The organism is Actinophytocola xinjiangensis, assembly GCF_001921215.1.
Classification (GTDB): Bacteria; Actinomycetota; Actinomycetes; order Mycobacteriales; family Pseudonocardiaceae; genus Actinophytocola; species Actinophytocola xinjiangensis.
In genome coordinates, this window is record NZ_MSIF01000003.1 from 69,082 (window position 1) to 86,575 (window position 17,494).

At 71.0% G+C, this 17,494-nt stretch carries 16 protein-coding genes; 10 read left to right on the forward strand and 6 right to left on the reverse strand.

Annotation, left to right across the window (positions count from 1 at the left end; all coding sequences use genetic code 11):
- Window positions 1–26 precede the first annotated feature (26 nt).
- The gene (locus BLA60_RS08145) at window positions 27–1,016 is read right to left on the reverse strand and encodes a LacI family DNA-binding transcriptional regulator (protein ID WP_075132184.1); all 990 of its coding nucleotides are present in this window, start codon (window positions 1,014–1,016) and stop codon (window positions 27–29) included.
- A 575-nt stretch (window positions 1,017–1,591) separates the two neighbouring features.
- On the opposite strand from BLA60_RS08145, the gene BLA60_RS08150 reads away from it, so the two are divergent.
- Together BLA60_RS08150 and BLA60_RS46510 are read left to right on the forward strand one after the other, a co-directional pair.
- Window positions 1,592–2,779, forward strand: coding sequence for an acyltransferase domain-containing protein (locus BLA60_RS08150; protein WP_075132185.1), 1,188 nt, complete (start codon window positions 1,592–1,594; stop codon window positions 2,777–2,779).
- A 108-nt stretch (window positions 2,780–2,887) separates the two neighbouring features.
- Window positions 2,888–2,962: a 50S ribosomal protein bL37 gene (locus tag BLA60_RS46510; protein WP_425427046.1), complete on the forward strand. Its 75-nt coding sequence runs from the start codon at window positions 2,888–2,890 to the stop codon at window positions 2,960–2,962.
- Between the two features lie 3 nt (window positions 2,963–2,965).
- On the opposite strand, the gene BLA60_RS08160 is transcribed toward BLA60_RS46510, so the two are convergent.
- Window positions 2,966–5,278, reverse strand: coding sequence for an MMPL family transporter (locus BLA60_RS08160; RefSeq protein WP_075132187.1), 2,313 nt, complete (start codon window positions 5,276–5,278; stop codon window positions 2,966–2,968).
- Between the two features lie 72 nt (window positions 5,279–5,350).
- Between BLA60_RS08160 and BLA60_RS08165 the strand changes: the two genes are divergently transcribed.
- Window positions 5,351–5,932 (forward strand): TetR/AcrR family transcriptional regulator, encoded by a 582-nt coding sequence (locus tag BLA60_RS08165; protein ID WP_075132188.1) that lies wholly within the window; start codon window positions 5,351–5,353, stop codon window positions 5,930–5,932.
- A 3-nt stretch (window positions 5,933–5,935) separates the two neighbouring features.
- On the opposite strand, the gene BLA60_RS08170 is transcribed toward BLA60_RS08165, so the two are convergent.
- Window positions 5,936–6,796, reverse strand: a complete 861-nt coding sequence (locus BLA60_RS08170) for an NAD(P)-dependent oxidoreductase (RefSeq protein ID WP_075132189.1) — start codon at window positions 6,794–6,796, stop codon at window positions 5,936–5,938.
- A gap of 189 nt (window positions 6,797–6,985) precedes the next feature.
- Between BLA60_RS08170 and BLA60_RS08175 the strand changes: the two genes are divergently transcribed.
- The 4 genes from BLA60_RS08175 (at window position 6,986) to BLA60_RS08190 (ending at window position 11,907) form a co-directional block, all read left to right on the forward strand.
- Window positions 6,986–8,347, forward strand: coding sequence for an NAD-dependent succinate-semialdehyde dehydrogenase (locus BLA60_RS08175; protein WP_075132190.1), 1,362 nt, complete (start codon window positions 6,986–6,988; stop codon window positions 8,345–8,347).
- 88 nt (window positions 8,348–8,435) lie between these two features.
- Complete coding sequence (locus BLA60_RS08180; RefSeq protein WP_245811884.1) at window positions 8,436–9,281, forward strand: HalD/BesD family halogenase; 846 nt, start codon at window positions 8,436–8,438, stop codon at window positions 9,279–9,281.
- A 32-nt stretch (window positions 9,282–9,313) separates the two neighbouring features.
- Window positions 9,314–10,144: a class I SAM-dependent methyltransferase gene (locus BLA60_RS08185; protein ID WP_154814214.1), complete on the forward strand. Its 831-nt coding sequence runs from the start codon at window positions 9,314–9,316 to the stop codon at window positions 10,142–10,144.
- On the forward strand, window positions 10,141–11,907 hold the full coding sequence (locus BLA60_RS08190) for a choline/carnitine O-acyltransferase (protein ID WP_211288644.1): 1,767 nt from the start codon (window positions 10,141–10,143) through the stop codon (window positions 11,905–11,907). Before BLA60_RS08185 ends, BLA60_RS08190 begins: the two co-directional genes overlap by 4 nt.
- Here the strand turns inward: BLA60_RS08190 and BLA60_RS08195 are convergent.
- The 3 genes from BLA60_RS08195 to BLA60_RS08205 all read right to left on the reverse strand — a co-directional run bounded on the left by BLA60_RS08195 (window position 11,896) and on the right by BLA60_RS08205 (window position 14,975).
- Entirely contained in the window at window positions 11,896–12,510 is a 615-nt protein-coding gene (locus BLA60_RS08195) for a GyrI-like domain-containing protein (RefSeq protein ID WP_075132192.1), read from the reverse strand. The two genes, BLA60_RS08190 and BLA60_RS08195, sit on opposite strands and share 12 nt — an antisense overlap.
- A 36-nt stretch (window positions 12,511–12,546) precedes the next feature.
- The gene (locus BLA60_RS08200) at window positions 12,547–13,641 is read right to left on the reverse strand and encodes a pyridoxal phosphate-dependent aminotransferase (protein ID WP_245811885.1); all 1,095 of its coding nucleotides are present in this window, start codon (window positions 13,639–13,641) and stop codon (window positions 12,547–12,549) included.
- Window positions 13,642–13,757: 116 nt separating this feature from the next.
- Window positions 13,758–14,975 carry a PucR family transcriptional regulator gene (locus tag BLA60_RS08205; RefSeq protein WP_075132194.1) on the reverse strand — a complete coding sequence of 406 codons (1,218 nt, stop codon included), beginning with the start codon at window positions 14,973–14,975 and terminating at the stop codon, window positions 13,758–13,760.
- A 175-nt stretch (window positions 14,976–15,150) separates the two neighbouring features.
- Here BLA60_RS08205 and BLA60_RS08210 point away from each other — a divergent pair, with 175 nt between their 5' ends.
- The 3 genes from BLA60_RS08210 to BLA60_RS08220 are packed head-to-tail and all read left to right on the forward strand — an operon-like array spanning window position 15,151 to window position 17,493.
- A complete protein-coding gene (locus BLA60_RS08210; protein WP_075132195.1) occupies window positions 15,151–15,897 on the forward strand; it encodes an ABC transporter ATP-binding protein in 747 nt (248 codons plus the stop codon).
- Window positions 15,897–16,601 carry an ABC transporter ATP-binding protein gene (locus BLA60_RS08215; RefSeq protein ID WP_075132566.1) on the forward strand — a complete coding sequence of 235 codons (705 nt, stop codon included), beginning with the start codon at window positions 15,897–15,899 and terminating at the stop codon, window positions 16,599–16,601. Before BLA60_RS08210 ends, BLA60_RS08215 begins: the two co-directional genes overlap by 1 nt.
- Window positions 16,602–16,614: 13 nt before the next feature.
- Window positions 16,615–17,493, forward strand: coding sequence for a branched-chain amino acid ABC transporter permease (locus BLA60_RS08220; protein ID WP_075132196.1), 879 nt, complete (start codon window positions 16,615–16,617; stop codon window positions 17,491–17,493).
- The last annotated feature ends 1 nt before the right edge of the window (window position 17,494 follow it).

Consider the following 17,494-nt stretch of genomic DNA (forward strand, 5'->3'; position numbering starts at 1 on the left):
AGGGGTTTCCTGGTGCCGGTATTCGGTTAGGGGGTCGTGCTCTCGCGGATCTGCAGGGTGAACGGGATCGGGATGTCCTCGGGCGGGAAGTCCGGGTCGGCGCGCCGGCGGTGGACCAGGTCGACCGCCGCCTCGGCGAGCGCGACCTTGTCCGGGGCGATGGTGGTCAGCGAGGGGACGCTGTAGGCGCTGTGGTCGGCGTTGTCGAAGCCGACGATGGCGACGTCGCCGGGCACGCGCAGGCCCCGGTCGACGACCGCGCGGACCGCGCCCTGGGCGAGCATGTCGTTGAAGCAGAACACCGCGTCCGGGGGCTCGGGCAGGTCCAGCAGCCGGTCCATGGCCAGCGCGCCGTCGCGGTGGTGGTAGCGCAGCGCCTCGGCGACCAGGTCGTCGCGACGGGGAAGGCCGGCTTCGGTGAGCGCGGCGTGGTAGCCGGTCAGCCGCTGGGCGGCGGTGCCCCGGGTGGGGTGCTGGCCGATGACCGCGATCCGGCGGCGGCCGATGTCGATCAGGTGCCGCACGGCGGTGTGCGCGGCCAGGACGTTGTCGATGCCGACGTGGTCGAAGGGCAGCGCGAGCGGGTGCTCGCCGAGCAGCACGACCGGCACGCCGAGACCGGTGAGGTCGTCGGCCTCGGCGGCTTGCGGGCTGACCAGCGCGCCGTCGACCAGGTGCGGGCCGAGGGCGGCGAGGGTGTCGCGTTCGCGTGCCCGGTCGCCCTGGGTCTGTTCGATGAGCACGTTCCAGTCGAGCCGGGCGGCGGCGGCGATGACCCCGCCGGCGAGCTCGCCGAAGTACGGGATGCTCAGCTCGGGCACCACGAGGGCGAGGAACCCGGTGCGGCCCCGCCGCAGGTTGCGGGCGCCGACGTTGGGCCGGTACCCGGTGGCGACGAGCGCGTCCTCGACCCGGCGCCGGTTCTCCGGCTTCACGAAGTCGTAGCCGTTGACCACGTTCGACACGGTCTTGACGGACACCCCGGCGAGCACCGCGACGTCCCTGAGCGTGGCCATGCTTGTGAGGGTAACCCGGTTACAACGATGTGCCAACGTTGGAAATCTGCCGCCCCCGACCGGTCGAGCCAGGGGGCGAACAGTCGTCGCCACCGGACCGTGATTGGCGTGACGACACGCCGACGAAAGCGCCAGCACGCTGCGGTTCCACCCCTATCGGGTCCCGGATACGTTTCCACAGGGCACCCTAAAAATAGGTAGACATATGCTCAGCAATCAAAGCGTGAAACATGTAGCCTGCCGCCAGCAATATGCCGGACGAATGGTCACCGAGCCTCGTCCACAGGGCGCGTCAGTCGATCTTCGATCGCCCCGACCTGGCTGATCTCACACAGAACCAACATGGTATAAGGGAAGTCTCAGCGCGGAGAATATTCATTTATTGCCGGCGAGCAATGTGTATGACGCGAGTTGATCACTGTTTGCCGTGTCAGCTGAGTCACCCCCAATCGGGCGATATTCCCGTGTCGATGCCCCAGATTCCGAACCCATCGGCTAGCTTTCTCAATGTTCGTTCTGGAATCCATGTGAAGGTGTGTGCAGCAATGTCCATGTCGGTTGCCCGTGATCTCCCCGTGACGGCTCTGTCGGCGAACGACGCCGTCCTCGCGCTCGTCCGCCCGGGCGGCGACACCCCGGTGGTGCTCGCCGTCCCCGGGCGGGACCAGTTGGCCCCCACCGCCTACCCGCGTCCCGAGCGGCGCCCGGTGTTCGACCAGACGCCGGCCACCGGCCTGCGCCGGGGCCGCACCTGCTTCGTCTTCGACGGCAACGGTTCCCAGTGGGCCGGCATGGGCTGCGAACTGCTGGAGTCCGACGCGGTGTTCCGCTCGGAGGTCACCACCGTCGACCGGATGCTGACCCCCATGCTGGGCTGGTCGGTCCTCGACGAGCTGACCAACCCGAACCTGTCCAGCTGGGACCTGGTGGACGTCTCCCAGCCGCTGCTGTTCGCGGTCCAGGCCGGCATGGTCGCCTCACTCGCCGCCCGCGGCGTCGTCCCGCAGGTCGTCACCGGCCACAGCGTCGGCGAGGTCGCGGCCGCCTACTGCGCCGGCATGCTCGACCTGCACACGGCGTGCTGGGTGGTCGTCGAACGCACCCGCGCCCAGGCCGCGACGGCCGGCACCGGGCGGATGGCCGTCCTCGGCCTCGGCGCCCCGGACGCGGAGAACCTGTTGCTGGGACTGGGAACCGACGTCGTCGTCGCGGCCGCCAACAGCCAGCGCGACGTGACCCTGTGCGGCTCGGCCGCCGGGCTGCTCGTCGTCGGCGAGCACGCCGAACGCCAGGGCCTGTTCTTCCGTGACATCGGACTGGACTACCCGTACCACGGCCCGGCGATGGACGCCGTGCGCGACATGCTCGTCGAGGGCCTGGCCGGGATGGCCGGCGAGACCAGCCGGATGCCGATGATCTCGGCGCTGACCGGAGAACGCGTCACCGGTCCCGAGCTGGACGGCCTGTACTGGTGGCGCAACCTGCGTTACCGGGTCAGCTTCACCGACGCCATCGACCGCGTCGTCGGCGACCAGGGCTGCGACGTGCTCGTCGAGGTCGGCCCGCACCCTGTCCTGGGCACCTACCTGCGCCGGATGACCGAGGACCTGCCCGACCCGGTGATCGTCGTGCCCACCATGTCACGCAAGAACCCCGGCGTCGACGCGCTCGACGCCGCCCAGCTGCGGCTGATGGAGGCCGGCGTGTGCCTCGACTGGACCGGGTTCCACCCCGAGCTGACCGATCAACTGGCCAGTGCCTAGCGCTGCCCGTCGGCGGGTCGGGGGTCCGAGAGGAAGAGGGCGGCTCTGGTGGTGCCGCCCTCTTCCTCGTACCCTGAACCACATCCCAGGCCGTAGGGGAGGACACCGATGTCCAAGCGCACGAGCAAGCGAGCCACCCGTAAGAAGCGGTCCGCCAACCACGGCAAGCGGCCCAACGGCTGACGGCTAGGGGTGGCGGCGTTCCAGCGCCGCCCCCTCCACGTCGACGTTGGGCAGCACCCGGTCCAGCCAGCGCGGCAGCCACCACGCCGAGCGCCCCAACAGGTGCATCAGCGCCGGCATCAGCAGCATCCGGATGACGAACGCGTCGATCAGCACGCCGACGGCCAGCCCGAAACCGACCGACCGGATGATGTTCGAGTCGGAGAACACGAACCCGCCGAAGACCGACACCATGATCAGCGCGGCCGCCGTCACCACCGCCCGGCCAGCGCGGAACCCTTGTGCCACGGCGAGTTTCGGTGCCGAGCCGTGGACGTAGGCCTCCCGCATCCCGGTGGCGAGGAACAGCTGGTAGTCCATCGCCAGGCCGAACAGGATGCCCACCAGGATCACCGGCAGGAAGCTGAGGATCGGCCCGGTCGTGGTCACGCCGAACACCGAACCCAGCCAGCCCCACTGGAACACCGCGACCGTCGCGCCGTAGGTCGCGAACAACGACAGCACGAAACCGCCGGTCGCCACCAGCGGCACCAGGATCGACCGGAACACCACGATCATGATCAGCAGCGACAGGCCCACCACGACCAGCAGGTACACCGGCAGCACGTCGGCGAGATTCCCGGAGATGTCGATGTTGATCGCCGCCTGGCCGGCGACACCGAGCGCCACACCGGCGTAGGACGTCCCGTCCAGCACACCGTCACCGCGCAGGTCACGGACCAGCTGCTCGGTCGACTCGCTGTTCGGGCCGTCGACCGGCACCACCCGGAACGCGGCCAGCTCACCGCTGTCGGACACCGCGATCGGCGCGATCGCCTCCACACCACCGACCTCGTCGATCGCCTGGGAGATCTCCAGCTGGGCGCCGGCCCGACCGGCCTCGTCGAGGCCGGCGGGCAGGTCGGCGGTCACCAGCAGGGTGGCGTTGGTGCCGGCGCCGAACGCGTCGGCGGTGAGCTCGTAGGCCTGGTTGGTGGTCGAGCCGGCGGGCTCTGACGACCCGTCCGGCAGGCCCAGCCGCATGGACAGCGCCGGGATCGCGATCACCAGCAGCGCCAGCACGCTGGCCACGATGGTCAGCACGGCACGCGGCGTGCGCATCGGCTTCGCGTCCGAGCCCGAGGACGGGGTGGCCGCCAGCCGGGCACGGGCCCGCTCGCCAAGGACCCGCTCCCCCACCAGCCCGAGGATCGCCGGGGTCAGGGTCACCGCGACGAACACCGCGACCGCGACACAGACCGCGCCGACGGTTCCCATGATGCCCAGGAACGAGACGCCGGTGATGTTCAGCGCCAGCAGCGCGACGATCACCGTCGAGCCGGCGAACAGCACGGCGTTGCCGGCGGTGCCGTTGGCCAGCGCCACCGACTCCCGCACCGACATCCCGTGGGCGAGCTGCCGGCGATGCCGGTTGACGATGAACAGTGAGTAGTCGATGCCGACCGCCAGGCCCAGCATGACGCCGAGCACCGGCGTGATCGACGCCATCTGCACCACGCTGGAGAACCCGAGCGAGGCCAGCACCCCGATCCCCACCCCGACGACCGCCGTGACGATCGGCAGCGCGGCGGCGACGACCGTGCCGAGCATGACCAGCAGGACCGTGCCGGCGATCACCAGACCGATGATCTCGGCGACGCCGAACACCTCCGGCACACCCTGGGCGATGTCGGTGGAGTAGTCGACCGCGACCCCGTCCACCCGGTTGCCGTCGAAGAAGTCGATGACCCCGTTGCGGGTCTCGTCGGACAGCTCCATCCTCGGCGTGCTGAACCCGACGTTGATCACGGCGACCGACCCGTCCGCCGAGACCAGGCGGATCCCGTCGGCCAGGTCGAGCATGCGCGAGGCCGCCTCCAGCTGCGCGCCCTGCTGCTCCAGTTCGGGGCTGGCCCCGCCGAACCGGGCGACCTGCTGCTCCAGCTGGGCCTTGCCGCCCTCGACCTCGGCGGCCTGCGCCGCCCGCTGCGCCTCGGCGGCGAACGGGTCGACCACCCCGGCGACGTCGGGCAGCTCCTGGCCGGCGCGCTCGATCAGGCCGGCGTAGGCGGTGCGTTGCTCGTCGGTGAACGCCGCGCCGTCCTCGGTGTGGATGACGACCATGCCCGAGGCGCCGCTGTACTCCGGTAACTCGCCCTCCAGCCGCTCGATGACCTCGGAGGACGCCGTGCCCGGGATGTCGAAGTTGTTGGCCAGGGTGCCGAACCCCAGCGCGAACCCACCCCCCGCGACCGCGAAGATCACGGCCCACACGGCGATGACCCGCCACCCGTGCCCGGCCGCGTTCCGACCGATTCGATACAAGAACTCCGCCACACGCCACTCCCGTCTCGACTACTCGGCACGATACGTTGTGTCTCGCATTAGCCGACAACTAGGATCGCGAACATGGCAGGACCAGGGCGTCGGGGCCCGAAACGCAGCGAGGAGGCCCGCGTCGCCATCCTGGAAGCCGCCGCCCGCCGCGTGATGACCGACGGTTACGACCACCTCACGATGGAGGGCGTCGCGACCGAGGCGAAGGTCGGCAAGCAGACGATCTACCGCTGGTGGCCCTCCCGCAGCGCGCTGGTGGCCGACTGCCTGGCCGAGCGCCTGCTGCTCCCGGAACTGTTCGTCCCGGACGACTCCGGTGACCTGCACGCTGACGTGACCCGCTGGCTGGACAACATCGTCGGCTTCCTCAACGCCCCCGGCAACGCCGGGCTGCTGCACTCACTGGTCGTCGCCGCCGCCGAGAACCCCGACGTCGCCGCGATCCTCAACGACCGCCTCGGCCTCTGGGAAATGCTCGACGAACGCTTCACCCAGGCCGTCACCGCCGGCCAACTCCCCCCCACCACCCCGGTCCCCGAACTGGGCGACGCCCTGATCGGCGCCATCGTCCTGCGCGGCCTGCGCAACGGCGACCTCGGCCCCACCTTCACCCAGGGCCTGGTCCAACTCCTGCTCCCTCCCCGGGAGACGTGACGCTCAGGGCGCCATCACGCGGATGACGGCGGACATGTCGTCCCCGGCGTGGCCGGCGGTGACGGCGGCCGCGAACTGGGCCCGCACGGCGGCCATCAGCCGGTCGTCGACGCCGGTCTCGCGGAGGGCGGTGAGGATCAGGCCGGCGTCCTTGGCCGCGCCGTCGACGGCGAACGCCGGGGCGAACTCGCCGGCGATCATGTTGCGGCCCTTGGCCTGGGCGTACCCGCTGTCGGTCGGGCCGCCGGAGATCACGTCGAGGAAGTGGTTGGGGTCCAGGCCAAGGCCCTCGGCCAGGGCGATGCTCTGCGCGGTGGCCGCGGTGATCGACAGGACCCACGCGTTGGCCACCAGCTTGAGCCGGTGACCGTCGCCGGGACGGGAGCTGACCCAGATGGTCCGTGCGGCGACGGCCGACAGGACCGTCGCCAGGCGCTCGCGCAGGGGCTCGGGGCCGGCCGCCAGGACGGTGAGCTTGCCCTGCTCCGCGGGCTGGCGGGTGCCGAGCACCGGCGCGTCGACGAACGACACGCCGAAACGGTCGGCCAACGACACCAGGTCGGCCGTCGCCTCCAGGCCGACGGTGCTGGACTGGAGCCAGATGGCCGACGGGTCGACGGCGGGCAGCGCGGCGGTCATCACCTCGGTCACCGCCGGGCCGTCGAACAGCATGGTCAGTACGACGTCCGCGCCGGCCACCGCCGACGGCGGGTCGGGGGCGACCAGGGCGCCGTCGGCCGCCAGCGGCTCGGCGCGCCGAGCGTCGCGGTTCCACACCGTCACGTCCACCCCGGCCCGCAGCAGGCTGCGCGCCATCCCCGCCCCCATGATCCCCGTGCCGAGCACGGCCACCTTCTCGCTCATGCCGCCGTTCTACCTACCGCACGCCGCCCCGCCCCGCCGGGCCGTGGCCAGGTGAGCAGGCCGCCGCGCCGGTCAGAACGGCGATTCGGGGTCGGCTGGACCGGGAGCCCTTCGCAAACGCGGCTTTATTGCATACAGTATTCAAGTCCTGCCCAGCACGGTGTCAGCGGAACGGAGGCTCACGCCCCCATGTACACACTCACCAACCCGGCGACAGGCGACCTGGTCGAGCGGATCCCCAACTCGACCGACGAGGAGGTCCAGGACGCGATCGAACGCGTGCACCGCGGGTTCTCCTCGTGGCGGGATCGCCCGGTCTCCGAGCGCGCGGCGATCGTCGCGCGGGCGGCCGAACTGTTCGCCGAACGCTCCGACGAGCTCGCCGAGACCATGACGCTGGAGATGGGCAAACGGATCAACGAGGGCCGGGGCGAGGTCGGCGTCGTCGTCGACATCTTCACCTACTACGCCGAGAACGCCGCCGCGCTGCTGGCCGACGAGCCACTGACGCTCAAGAGCGGCCCCGCGGTCATCGTCAAGCAGCCCATCGGCGCGCTGCTGGGCGTCATGCCGTGGAACTTCCCCTGCTACCAGGTCGCCCGCTTCGTCGCGCCGAACCTGGTCCTCGGCAACACGATCCTGCTCAAGCACGCCTCCATCTGCCCGCGCTCGGCGGCGGCCATCGAACGCGTGCTGCACGACGCCGGTGTGCCCACCGACGCCTACGTCAACATCTACGCCTCCAGCAGGCAGATCCCGGCGGTGCTGGCCGACCCGCGCATCCAGGGCGTGTCGCTGACCGGCAGCGAACCGGCCGGGATCTCGGTGGCCACCGAGGCCGGCAAGCACCTCAAGAAGACCGTCCTGGAACTCGGTGGGTCCGACCCGCTGATCGTCCTCGACAGCGCCGACCTGGACGAAACCGTGCGGAACGTCGCGACCGCGCGGATGCGCAACTGCGGCCAGTCGTGCAACGCGCCGAAGCGGATGATCGTGCTTGCCGACCTCTACGACGACTTCGTCGACAAGCTGTCCAAGCACGTCAGCGACTACTTCCAGCCGGGTGACCCGGCCGACCCGGCGACCAGGCTGCCCCCGCTCGCGTCGGTCGCCGCCGCCGACGAGGTGGCCGGGCAGATCGCCACGGCCGTGAGCCAGGGTGCGACCCTGCGGGCCGGCGGCCACCGCGTCGAGGGACCGGGCGCGTTCCTGGAGGCGACCGTGCTGACCGACGTCACGCCCGGGATGGACGCCTACCACGAGGAGATCTTCGGCCCGGTCGTGGTGGTGTTCCGCGCGGCCGACGAGGACGAGGCCGTCCGGATCGCCAACGACTCGCCGTTCGGGCTCGGGGCCAGCGTGTGGGGCACCGACCAGGCCAGGATGCGCCGGGTCGCCGAGCGGATCGAGTCCGGCATGGTCTACCTGAACCGGGCCGGCGGATCGGTCGCCGACCTGCCCTTCGGCGGCATCAAACGCTCGGGCATCGGGCGCGAACTCGGCGCCGCGGGCATCGAGGAGTTCATGAACAGGAAAGCCATCCGGCTCTGACACCCGGCGGGGACCCCGCGAGCGGCGGGGTCCCCGGTGTGTGGCGTGTCACGAGTGTCACCTGATTACTGTGTGCCACGATCTAGGGGTGGCCCTGGATGAGGTGGTGGACACCGAGCGTTATCCGCTGGCCGATCCGGGTGGATCGGCGTGGCGCGCCACGGTGGAGCGCACACGTGCCGAGCTGGCCGACGTCGGCTGCAGCGTGCTCGCGGACTTCGTCCGGCCCTCGTTCCAGGAGCGGCTGCGGGCCGAGTGCGCGCGGATAGCGCCGCTGGCCCACGGCGAGGTCGAGCGGGTCAACGCCTACAACATCGCCGTGGACACGCCGCTGCCGGCGGACCATCCCGGGCGGGTGGTCATGGAGCGCGGCAACGCGTTCGTGGCCCGCGACCACATCCCCGCCGGCTCGGCCCTGCAGGTGCTGTACACCAGCCCGGTGTTCCAGCGCTTCGTCGCCGACTGCTTCTCGCTGCCGGTGCTGCACGAGCTGGCCGACCCACTGTCCGGCCTGTGCCTGAACGTGATCGCCCCAGGTCGGGCGCACCCGTGGCACTTCGACACCAACGAGTTCACCGTCAGCATGCTGACCCAGGAGGCCGACGAGGGCGGGACCTTCGAGTACTGCCCGAACATCCGCTCCGCCGAGGCGGAGAACTTCGACGACGTCGCCGCCGTGCTCGACGGCCGAGGCGAGCGCCTCGTGCGGCGCCTGGAGCTGCGGCCGGGCGACCTGCAGCTGTTCCTCGGCCGGTTCGCGCTGCACCGGGTCAGCACCGTGGGCGGCGAGCGCGCCCGCCACACCGCGATCTTCGCCTACAGCCAGCGGCCCGGTGTCGTCGGCAGCCCCGAGCGGACCCGGCAACTGTTCGGCAGGGTGCTGCCCGAGCACGAGGCCGCGCACCTGGTCCGCGGCGACCAACTCCTCGACTGACCAGTGACATGACAACTTCAGGAGGCTCGCAGGTGACCCTCGACGAGACCGGAAAGTTCTCGTTCGACCATGTCTACACCGAGCCAGATCCACGACCGTTCTTCCGCGCGCTGGGCGAGGTCGGCTACCAACTCCCCCAGCTGGCCAAACCACACCTGACGTCCCTGGTCGACGAGTACCGCGCCGGCCGAGGCGTCGACCAGCCGACCGTCGCCGACCTCGGCTGCTCCTACGGGGTGAACGCCGCGCTGTTCCGCTGCGCGGCGACCATGGACGACCTGTACGAGCACTACACCGCCGACGAGGCCGCCGGGCTCGACCGCGACGGCCTGCTCGACCGCGACCGCGAGTTCCTGCGCACCCGCGACGACCGCGTGCCGCAGGCGCGGTTCGTCGGCCTGGACGTGTCGGCGCCGGCGCTGGCCTACGCCCACGACGCCGGGTTCCTCGACGAGACCGTGTCGGCCGACCTGGAGAACGAGGAGCCGACGCCCCGCCAGCGCGCCGTGCTCTCCGGCGCGGACCTGGTCGTGTCGACCGGGTGCGTCGGCTACGTCACCGAGCGGACGATCACCAGGATCGCGACGCTGCCCGAGCGCCGGCCGTGGATGGCGCACTTCGTGCTGCGGATGTTCTCCTACGAGCCGATCGCCGACGCCCTCACCGACCTCGGCTACCGGACCACCGAGGCCCCTGGCCTGTTCCGACAGCGCCGGTTCGCCTCGGCCGAGGAGCAGGAGCGGATCCTCGACACCCTGCGCGACAACGGTGTCGAACCCGACGACCAGGAGACCGGCGGCTGGCTGTGCGCGCGGCTCCACCATTCCCGACCGATCGACGAGTACAAGGACGACCTGACGTGAACCTGTCTTCCCGCACGTTCGGCAACGAGGAGCACCTGCCCCGGGTGCCGGTGCCGACGCTGGCCGACTCCTGCCGGCACTTCCTGGAGTGGTCCGCGCCGCTGCTCACCGCCGAGCAGCGCGCGGAGACCGAGGCGGCGGTCGAGTCGTTCCTCGCGCCGGAGGGCGGGGCCCACGAGTGGCAGGCGGCACTGGAGCGCTACGACGCGCGCCCGGACGTGCCGAGCTGGCTGGAGGACTTCTGGGACCACCGCTACCTCGGCCGCCGTGACCCGATCGCGATCAACGCCAACTACTTCTTCCTGTTCGGTGAGTCCGACGAGGACCAGGTGACCAGGGCCGCGCGGCTGGTGTCCGCCAGCGTCGACTACAAGCTGCGCCTCGACGAGGAGACGATCCCGCCGGCCGTCCAGCGTGGACGGCCGCTGTCGATGGCCCAGCAGCGGTTCCTGTTCGCCACCGCGCGGATCCCGGGTGCCGTGCAGGACACCGCGCGGGCACCCTACAGCGCCGAGCACCCCGGCCCGGCGACCGAACGCCACATCATCGTGTTCTACCGGGACACGCCGTTCCGCGTCGACGTGGTGGCCCCCGACGGTCGCCCGTACGACCGCGAGGACATCGGCGACGCGCTGCGCACGATCATGAAGACCGGCACGTTCACCGACGACCGGCGCTCGGCGCCCGGCCACCTCACCACGATGCGCCGCGCGGACTGGGCTGCGGCCAGGGAGTCGCTGCTGGCCGACGAGGCCAACGCGGCGGCGCTGACGGAGGTCGAGTCGGCGCTGTTCTGCCTGTGCCTGGAGGACCTCGCGCCGGAGGGCACCAAGCAGGCCTGTGACCAGCTGTTGCACGGTGACAGCGGCAACCGGTGGTTCGACAAGTCGTTCTCGCTGATCGTGTTCGCCGACGGCACGGCGGGGATCAACGTCGAGCACTGCGGGCTCGACGGGACGACGATCCTGAGCTTCCTGGACACGATCCTCGGCGAGGAGCCCGGTGAACGCGCGACGGCGTCCGGCCAGCCGCTGATCTCCCCCGTCGAGTTCACCCTGGACGAGGACCTGCGCCGGACGGCCGGCGAGGCGGCCGACGCCTTCGCGGCGTTCGCCGCCGCCACCGCGACCGAGACGGTGTCGTTCCGCGACTTCGGGGCGGACACGGCGAAGTCGCTGGGGATGTCCCCCGACGCGTTCGCCCAGCTGGCCTACCAGCTGGCGCACCGCAGGGCCAAGGGCCTCACCGGCGCCACCTACGAGTCGATCGCGACCCGCCAGTTCCGCCACGGCCGCACCGAGGCGATGCGCGTGGTCACCCCCGAGATCTTCACCTTCGTCTCCACGATGGACGACCCGACGTCGGACCAGGACACCCGCCGTGACGCCTTCCGCGCGGCGGCCGCGGCCCACGTGGCCCGCGCCAAGGAGTGCCAGGCGGGCGACGCCCCCGAGCAACACCTGTGGGAACTGGACCGGATCGCCCGCCGCGACGGCGCGACCGAGTCCCACCCCCTCTACCACTCCCCCGGCTGGCAGGTGATGCGCGACGACTACCTGTCCACCAGCTCGGCGCCGTCGGCCAACGTCGAGTTCTTCGGCTTCGGGTCGACCAGCCCGCAGTGCATCGGCGTCGCGTACGTCCTGCTGGCCGACAGGCTCAACATCTACCTGAGCACGCCGACGCACGTCGCCGACCAGATGCACACCTTCGCCGCGGAGCTGGGCCGCGCGCTGCGCGAGCTGGTGGACCTACTGGGCTGAGACCGGTTGCCGCAACACCGTCCGCAGCCGGGCGGGTTCGGTCCGCCGGGGATCACCGAGGTAGATCTCGTGGTGGTCCCCGGCCTCGCGCAGCCCGTTGGCCGGCAGGAACTCGTCGTGCAGGGTGGCCAGAACGGGGCCTTCGTCGTCATAGGACCCGACGTGCAACACCTGGGCACAGCGGCCCTCCCGCAGGCTCAACGACCGCACCTCGGCGATGGCGGGGTTCCGTTTCTTCGCCATCGCCGAGGTCCGTGCGTCGTCGAGCTGCTCGCCGGTGATCCAGTCCGGCCGGTGGAGCAGCATCGTCCAGTTCCACGAAGCCTTGTCCCGCGCGGTGAAGACCGTGGGGTCCGCGTGCCACCACAGCCCTTCCAACGGTCCCACGACGAAGTCCCGCCCGGTGTCCCGCCGGGTGGCGAACTTGAGGGTGTAGGCCACGGAGTACAGGGCCTCCACCGCCGCCGCGTAGTCCGGCGAGGTGTTGGGGTCCCCACGCCCGTCCACGGCGAGGTAGGTCAGCTCGGGCACGTCGACCAGCACCCAGCTGGTGTTCCGGGGCGCGTACAGCCCCTTGTGCTCACGCTTGACATCAAACTTCACCGGAACTCCTGGTGGTCGGACGGCCACACCCGCTACTCAGGCAGACCTCTCACGGCGACGGGCCAACTCGTCCCCCCGCCGAGGCTGTCCATAATCCCGGATCCCCTCCACCAACCGCCCCACATCCCCACTCGGCCGAACCACGAAGCGCAGGAACTGACTGCTCATCCCCAACTTGTTCCCACACTCACGAATGAACACCTGGTGCCGACCGATCAGGTGGTCACGTAGCTCGACCCCGTCCAACCCCACCGGCAACTTCACCAACAGGAAGTTCCCCTGCGAGGGGAACACGGTGAACTCGGGCAACTGCGACACCAACGCCCCCATGTTGTACCGGTCCCGCGCCAGCAACCGCAGGCTCTCCCGATACTCCGCCCCGTGGTCGCGCAGCATGAACACGACCATCTCCGCCAACGAGTTCAGGTTCCACTTCGGCAACGTCGCGCGCATCGTCGACGCCAGGCCGGGGTTGGCCACCAGGTACCCGAACCGGATGCCGTGCAGACCGAAGTTCTTGCCGAGGCTCTTGAGCACGACGACGTTCGGCCGGATCGCCGCCTCCGTCGCGACCGACGGATCACGTTCGGCGTCGACGAAGTCGATGAAGGACTCGTCGACGACCACCAGGTCCAGGTCCGCCAGCTCGTCCATGAACCGCAGGACCTCACGCCGGGGAAGGTAGCCGCCGTCGGGGTTGTTGGGGTTGACCAGGACCGCCACCCGCGAGCGCCGGGCCCGCACGAACCGCACGTACTCGTCGACGTTGAGCGCGAAGCGGTCCGCCTCGCGCAGCGGGAACATGTCGACCCGTTTGCCGGTCTCCATCGGCTGGTCGGTCCAGCGGCCGAACGTGGGGATCGGCACGGCCACGCTCTCCCGGAACCACAGGTGGTCCATCCAGGTGATCAACTCCGTGGACCCGTTGGCCATCGCCAGGGTCGCCGGGTTCAGACCGAGCAGGCGGCACAGCTCGGCGGCGATCGTGGCGGAGTCGCTCGGGTAGAACCGGAGCACGTGCTCCAGGTTGGCCGCCATCTCGGCGAACATCGCCGGAGTCGGGAAGTACGGGTTGCACGGGATGCAGAAGTCGACCAGCTGCTCCCCCGTCCTTCTCGTCAGCTCGAACACCGACGGACTGTGGGCGGTCTGCTGGAACAGACCCGTTGCCGCGTGGTGGTTTCCCAACTCGACTCCGTTTCGTCGCGCCCGCGTACAGGCGGATACGTAACGGAACTCGCGCCGGTTCACCCTGGGAAGGGCCGCCCGGTGGCGAGCAGGCCCAACGCCAGCTCGAACTTGTCCTTCGGGCGCGCCACCGTACGCCCGGTCAGCGACTCGATCTGCTTCATCCGGTAGATCACCGTGTTCCGGTGGCAGTACAGGGTCTGCGCGGCGTGCGTCGGTGACCCGTCGCTGGCCAGCAGCGCGGCCAGGGTGTCCAGCAGGGTCTGGGCCAGCGGCGCCGGCTGGGCCAGCAGCGCGCCGACGGTCTCGGTCACCAGCACCGGCACCACCTCCGGGCTGCCGGCCAGCAGCACCTCGGGCAGCCGGTCGGTCAGCGGCACCACCCGCTGGGTGCCTCTTGGCAGCGACTCGGCGGTGCGCGACGCCAGCTGGTAGGCGGTGGCGAACCCGGCGAGACCGTCGGCGCACGGCGCGAGCCCCACCCGACCGGCCACGCACGGTTCCAGCGCGCCCACCAGCTGTTCCATCGTCAGGCCGCCGCGCGGGACCAGGCCGAAGAAGCTGCCGCCGCGCACGTGCCAGTGGGAGGCCAGGCCCACCCGCTCCAGCCGGTCCTCCGGCGCGCGCAGCGGCTCGTCGAGCGGGTCGGTGAACGGGGCGACCACGCACACCACCTGCTCGTCCGGGCCGATGCCCAGTGCCTCGCGGGCCTCCCTGGCGAACTCGGGGTCCGCGCCGCGCCCCTCGACCAGGCCGTCGAGGAAGTTCTGCTGGCGTTGGAGGTTCTGGCGCTGCAACCGGTTCGCCTCGCGGCGGTAGGCCTCGACCAGCACCGCGTTCTGCACGTCCAGCGCGGCCCACAGCTTCTGCCCGGCCAGCACCAGCAGGTGCTCGTTGATCTGGACCTTCTCGTCCCAGCCCTGGCGCAGCAGCGCCTCCCACAGCGTGCGGGTGCCCTGGGTGTAGGCGCTGAGCACCCGGTCCATCGGCACGCCCTGGCGCGCCCGCAGCCGGCCGGTCTCGCGCCACACGTCGGTCGCGCGCTGGTCGGTGTCGCCGAGGCCGGCCATCGCGCGGATGCCGCTGCGTACGTGCTCGCGGCTGCTGGCCCGCAGGTCGGCCTGCCGGTCGGGGCGCTGCTCGGACCAGTACGGGTCGCGTTCGAGCAGCGTGAGGGTGATGTCGTCGGCGATCGCGTCGGCCTGGCCGAGCAGCGACGCCCAGGCGCGTTCGATCTTCTCCGCCATCTCCGGCGGCGGGCGGCGGGCCACGTCCATGGCCGTCAGAGTGGCACTCACTGCACAGAACAACCAAGCGCGGCGAGCGAATTGGGTCGGTTCGCACGACGGATTTTGGGCGCCGCGCCCATGTCGTCGATCGTGCTCCGCGCACCACAGTGGGCGCACACATCCCAGCGTAGGGAGTCCGTGCGTGCCACCAACTGGTTTCGAGATGTCCGGTGTGACGGTCACCTTCGGCGGGCTCGTCGCGCTCTCGGACGTCTCGCTCTCGGTCGCCCCCCACCAGGTCCTCGGCGTGATCGGGCCCAACGGCGCCGGCAAGACCACCCTGTTCAACGTCGCCTGCGGGTTCGTGGCGCCCGACGCGGGTGAGCTGCGCTGGCGCGGTGAGGTCCTGGCGGACCTGCGGCCCCACCGGCTCGCCGGGCTGGGCATCGCCCGCAGCCTGCAGGACCTGGGGCTGTTCGACCGGATGACCGTGCTGGACAACGTGCTGGTCGGGGCCGGGCGGCACGTGCGCACCGGGTTCTGGCCGGCGCTGCTGGCCCTGCCCCGCCACCACCGTGACGAGCGCGCGCTGACCGACCGGGCGCTGGCCGTGCTGGACGAACTGCACATCGCCGACGTCGCCGGCCGGTACGCCGCGAGCCTGCCCTATCCGGTGCGCAAGCGGGTGGCGCTGGCGCGGGCGCTGGTCGGCGAGCCGGACCTGCTGCTGCTCGACGAGCCGGCCGGTGGCCTGGCCGACGACGAGATGGCCGAGATCGGCGAGCTGATCCGGGGGCTGACCGCGCGCACGTCGGTGATGCTCGTCGAGCACCACATGGACCTGGTGATGAGCGTCTGCGACGACATCGTGGTGCTCGACTTCGGGCGGGTCATCGCGCGCGGCGGCCCGGACCACGTGCGCGAGCACCCGGCGGTGCTGGCCGCCTATCTCGGTGAGGACGTGGCGTGATGCTGGCCGTCGAGGACCTGACCGCCGGCTACGGGCCGGTGACCGCGCTGGACGGGGTGAGCTTCACGGCCGCGCGCGGCCAGATCACCGCGGTGCTCGGCGCGAACGGCGCCGGCAAGACCACGCTGCTGCGCACGATCTCCGGGCTGGTCCGGCCGAGCCGGGGCTCGGTGCGCCTGGGCGAGCACGACCTGACGACGGTCGCGGCCGAGCGGATGGCCCGGCTGGGGCTGGCGCACGTGCCGGAGGGCCGTGGGGTGATCACCGAGCTGACCGTCGAGGAGAACCTGCGCCTGGGCCGACTGGTGCGGCTGCGGCGGGTCGGCGCCGGTGACCTCGACCGGGCGTACGCGTTGTTCCCCGCGCTGGCCCAGCGGCGGCGGCAGTCCGCGCACGTGCTCTCCGGCGGCGAACGGCAGATGCTGGTGATCGCGCGGGCACTGATGGCCGAGCCGACCGTGCTGCTGCTCGACGAGCCGTCGCTGGGGCTCGCGCCGCGGATCGTCGTGCAGATCTTCGACCTGCTGGCGTCGCTGGTCGCCGACGACGGGCTGACCGTGGTGCTGGTCGAGCAGAACGCGCGCAGCGCGCTGTCGATCGCCGACCGGGGTGTCGTGCTCAACCTCGGCCGGCTGGTCGTGTCCGACACGGCGGCCGCGCTCGCCGGGGACGAGCAGCTCCGCCACGCCTACCTCGGATTCTGACCAGGGAGAACCCGTGCAGCAGCTGATCACGACCGTCCTCACCGGACTGACACTGGGCATGGTCTATGCCGCGTTCGCGCTCGCCCTGGTGCTGATCTGGCGGGCGACCCGGATCGTCAACTTCGCCCAGGCACCGATGGCGATGATCACCACCTACCTCGCGCTGGTGCTCATCGACGCCGGCCTGTCCTACTGGGTCGGCTTCGCCGTCGCGCTGGTGTCGGGCCTGCTGCTCGGCGCGCTGGTGGAGCGGCTGGTGGTCCGGCACCTGACCGGCAGTTCGGAGATCAACGCGGTGATCCTGACGCTCGGCCTGTTCATCGTGATCCACGCGCTGGCCGCGCTGGTCTTCGGTTCGCGCTACCGGTCGTTCCCGGCGCCGTTCGGGCTGCGCGGGTTCCAGGTCGGCGACACCACGATCGCGCTGACCGGGTTCGGGGTGTTCACGATCGTCTCGGTGATGGTGGTGATGGGGCTGCTGGTGCTGCTGTTCCGGGGCACCGACCTCGGGCTGAAGATGCGCGCGGCGGCGTTCGACCAGGAGATCTCCCGGCTGCTGGGGGTGCGGGTGGGCCGGATGCTGACGCTGGGCTGGGCGCTGGCCGCGCTGGTCGGGTCGCTGTCGGGGCTGCTGATCGCCGGCGGCGGGCTGGTCCACCCGTCCTACATGGACGGCGTGGTGGTGTACGGGTTCGTGGCGGCGGTGCTCGGCGGGTTGGAGAGCCCGCCCGGCGCGGTGGCCGGCGGGCTGATCCTGGGGCTGGCGCTGAGCCTGGTCAGCGGGTACGTCGGCTCGGAGCTGGTGCCGCTGGCCTGTCTGGTGATCCTGATGGCGGTCCTGCTGGTCCGCCCGGGCGGGCTGTTCTCCCACGTCCGCGCGCGGAGGGTGTGAC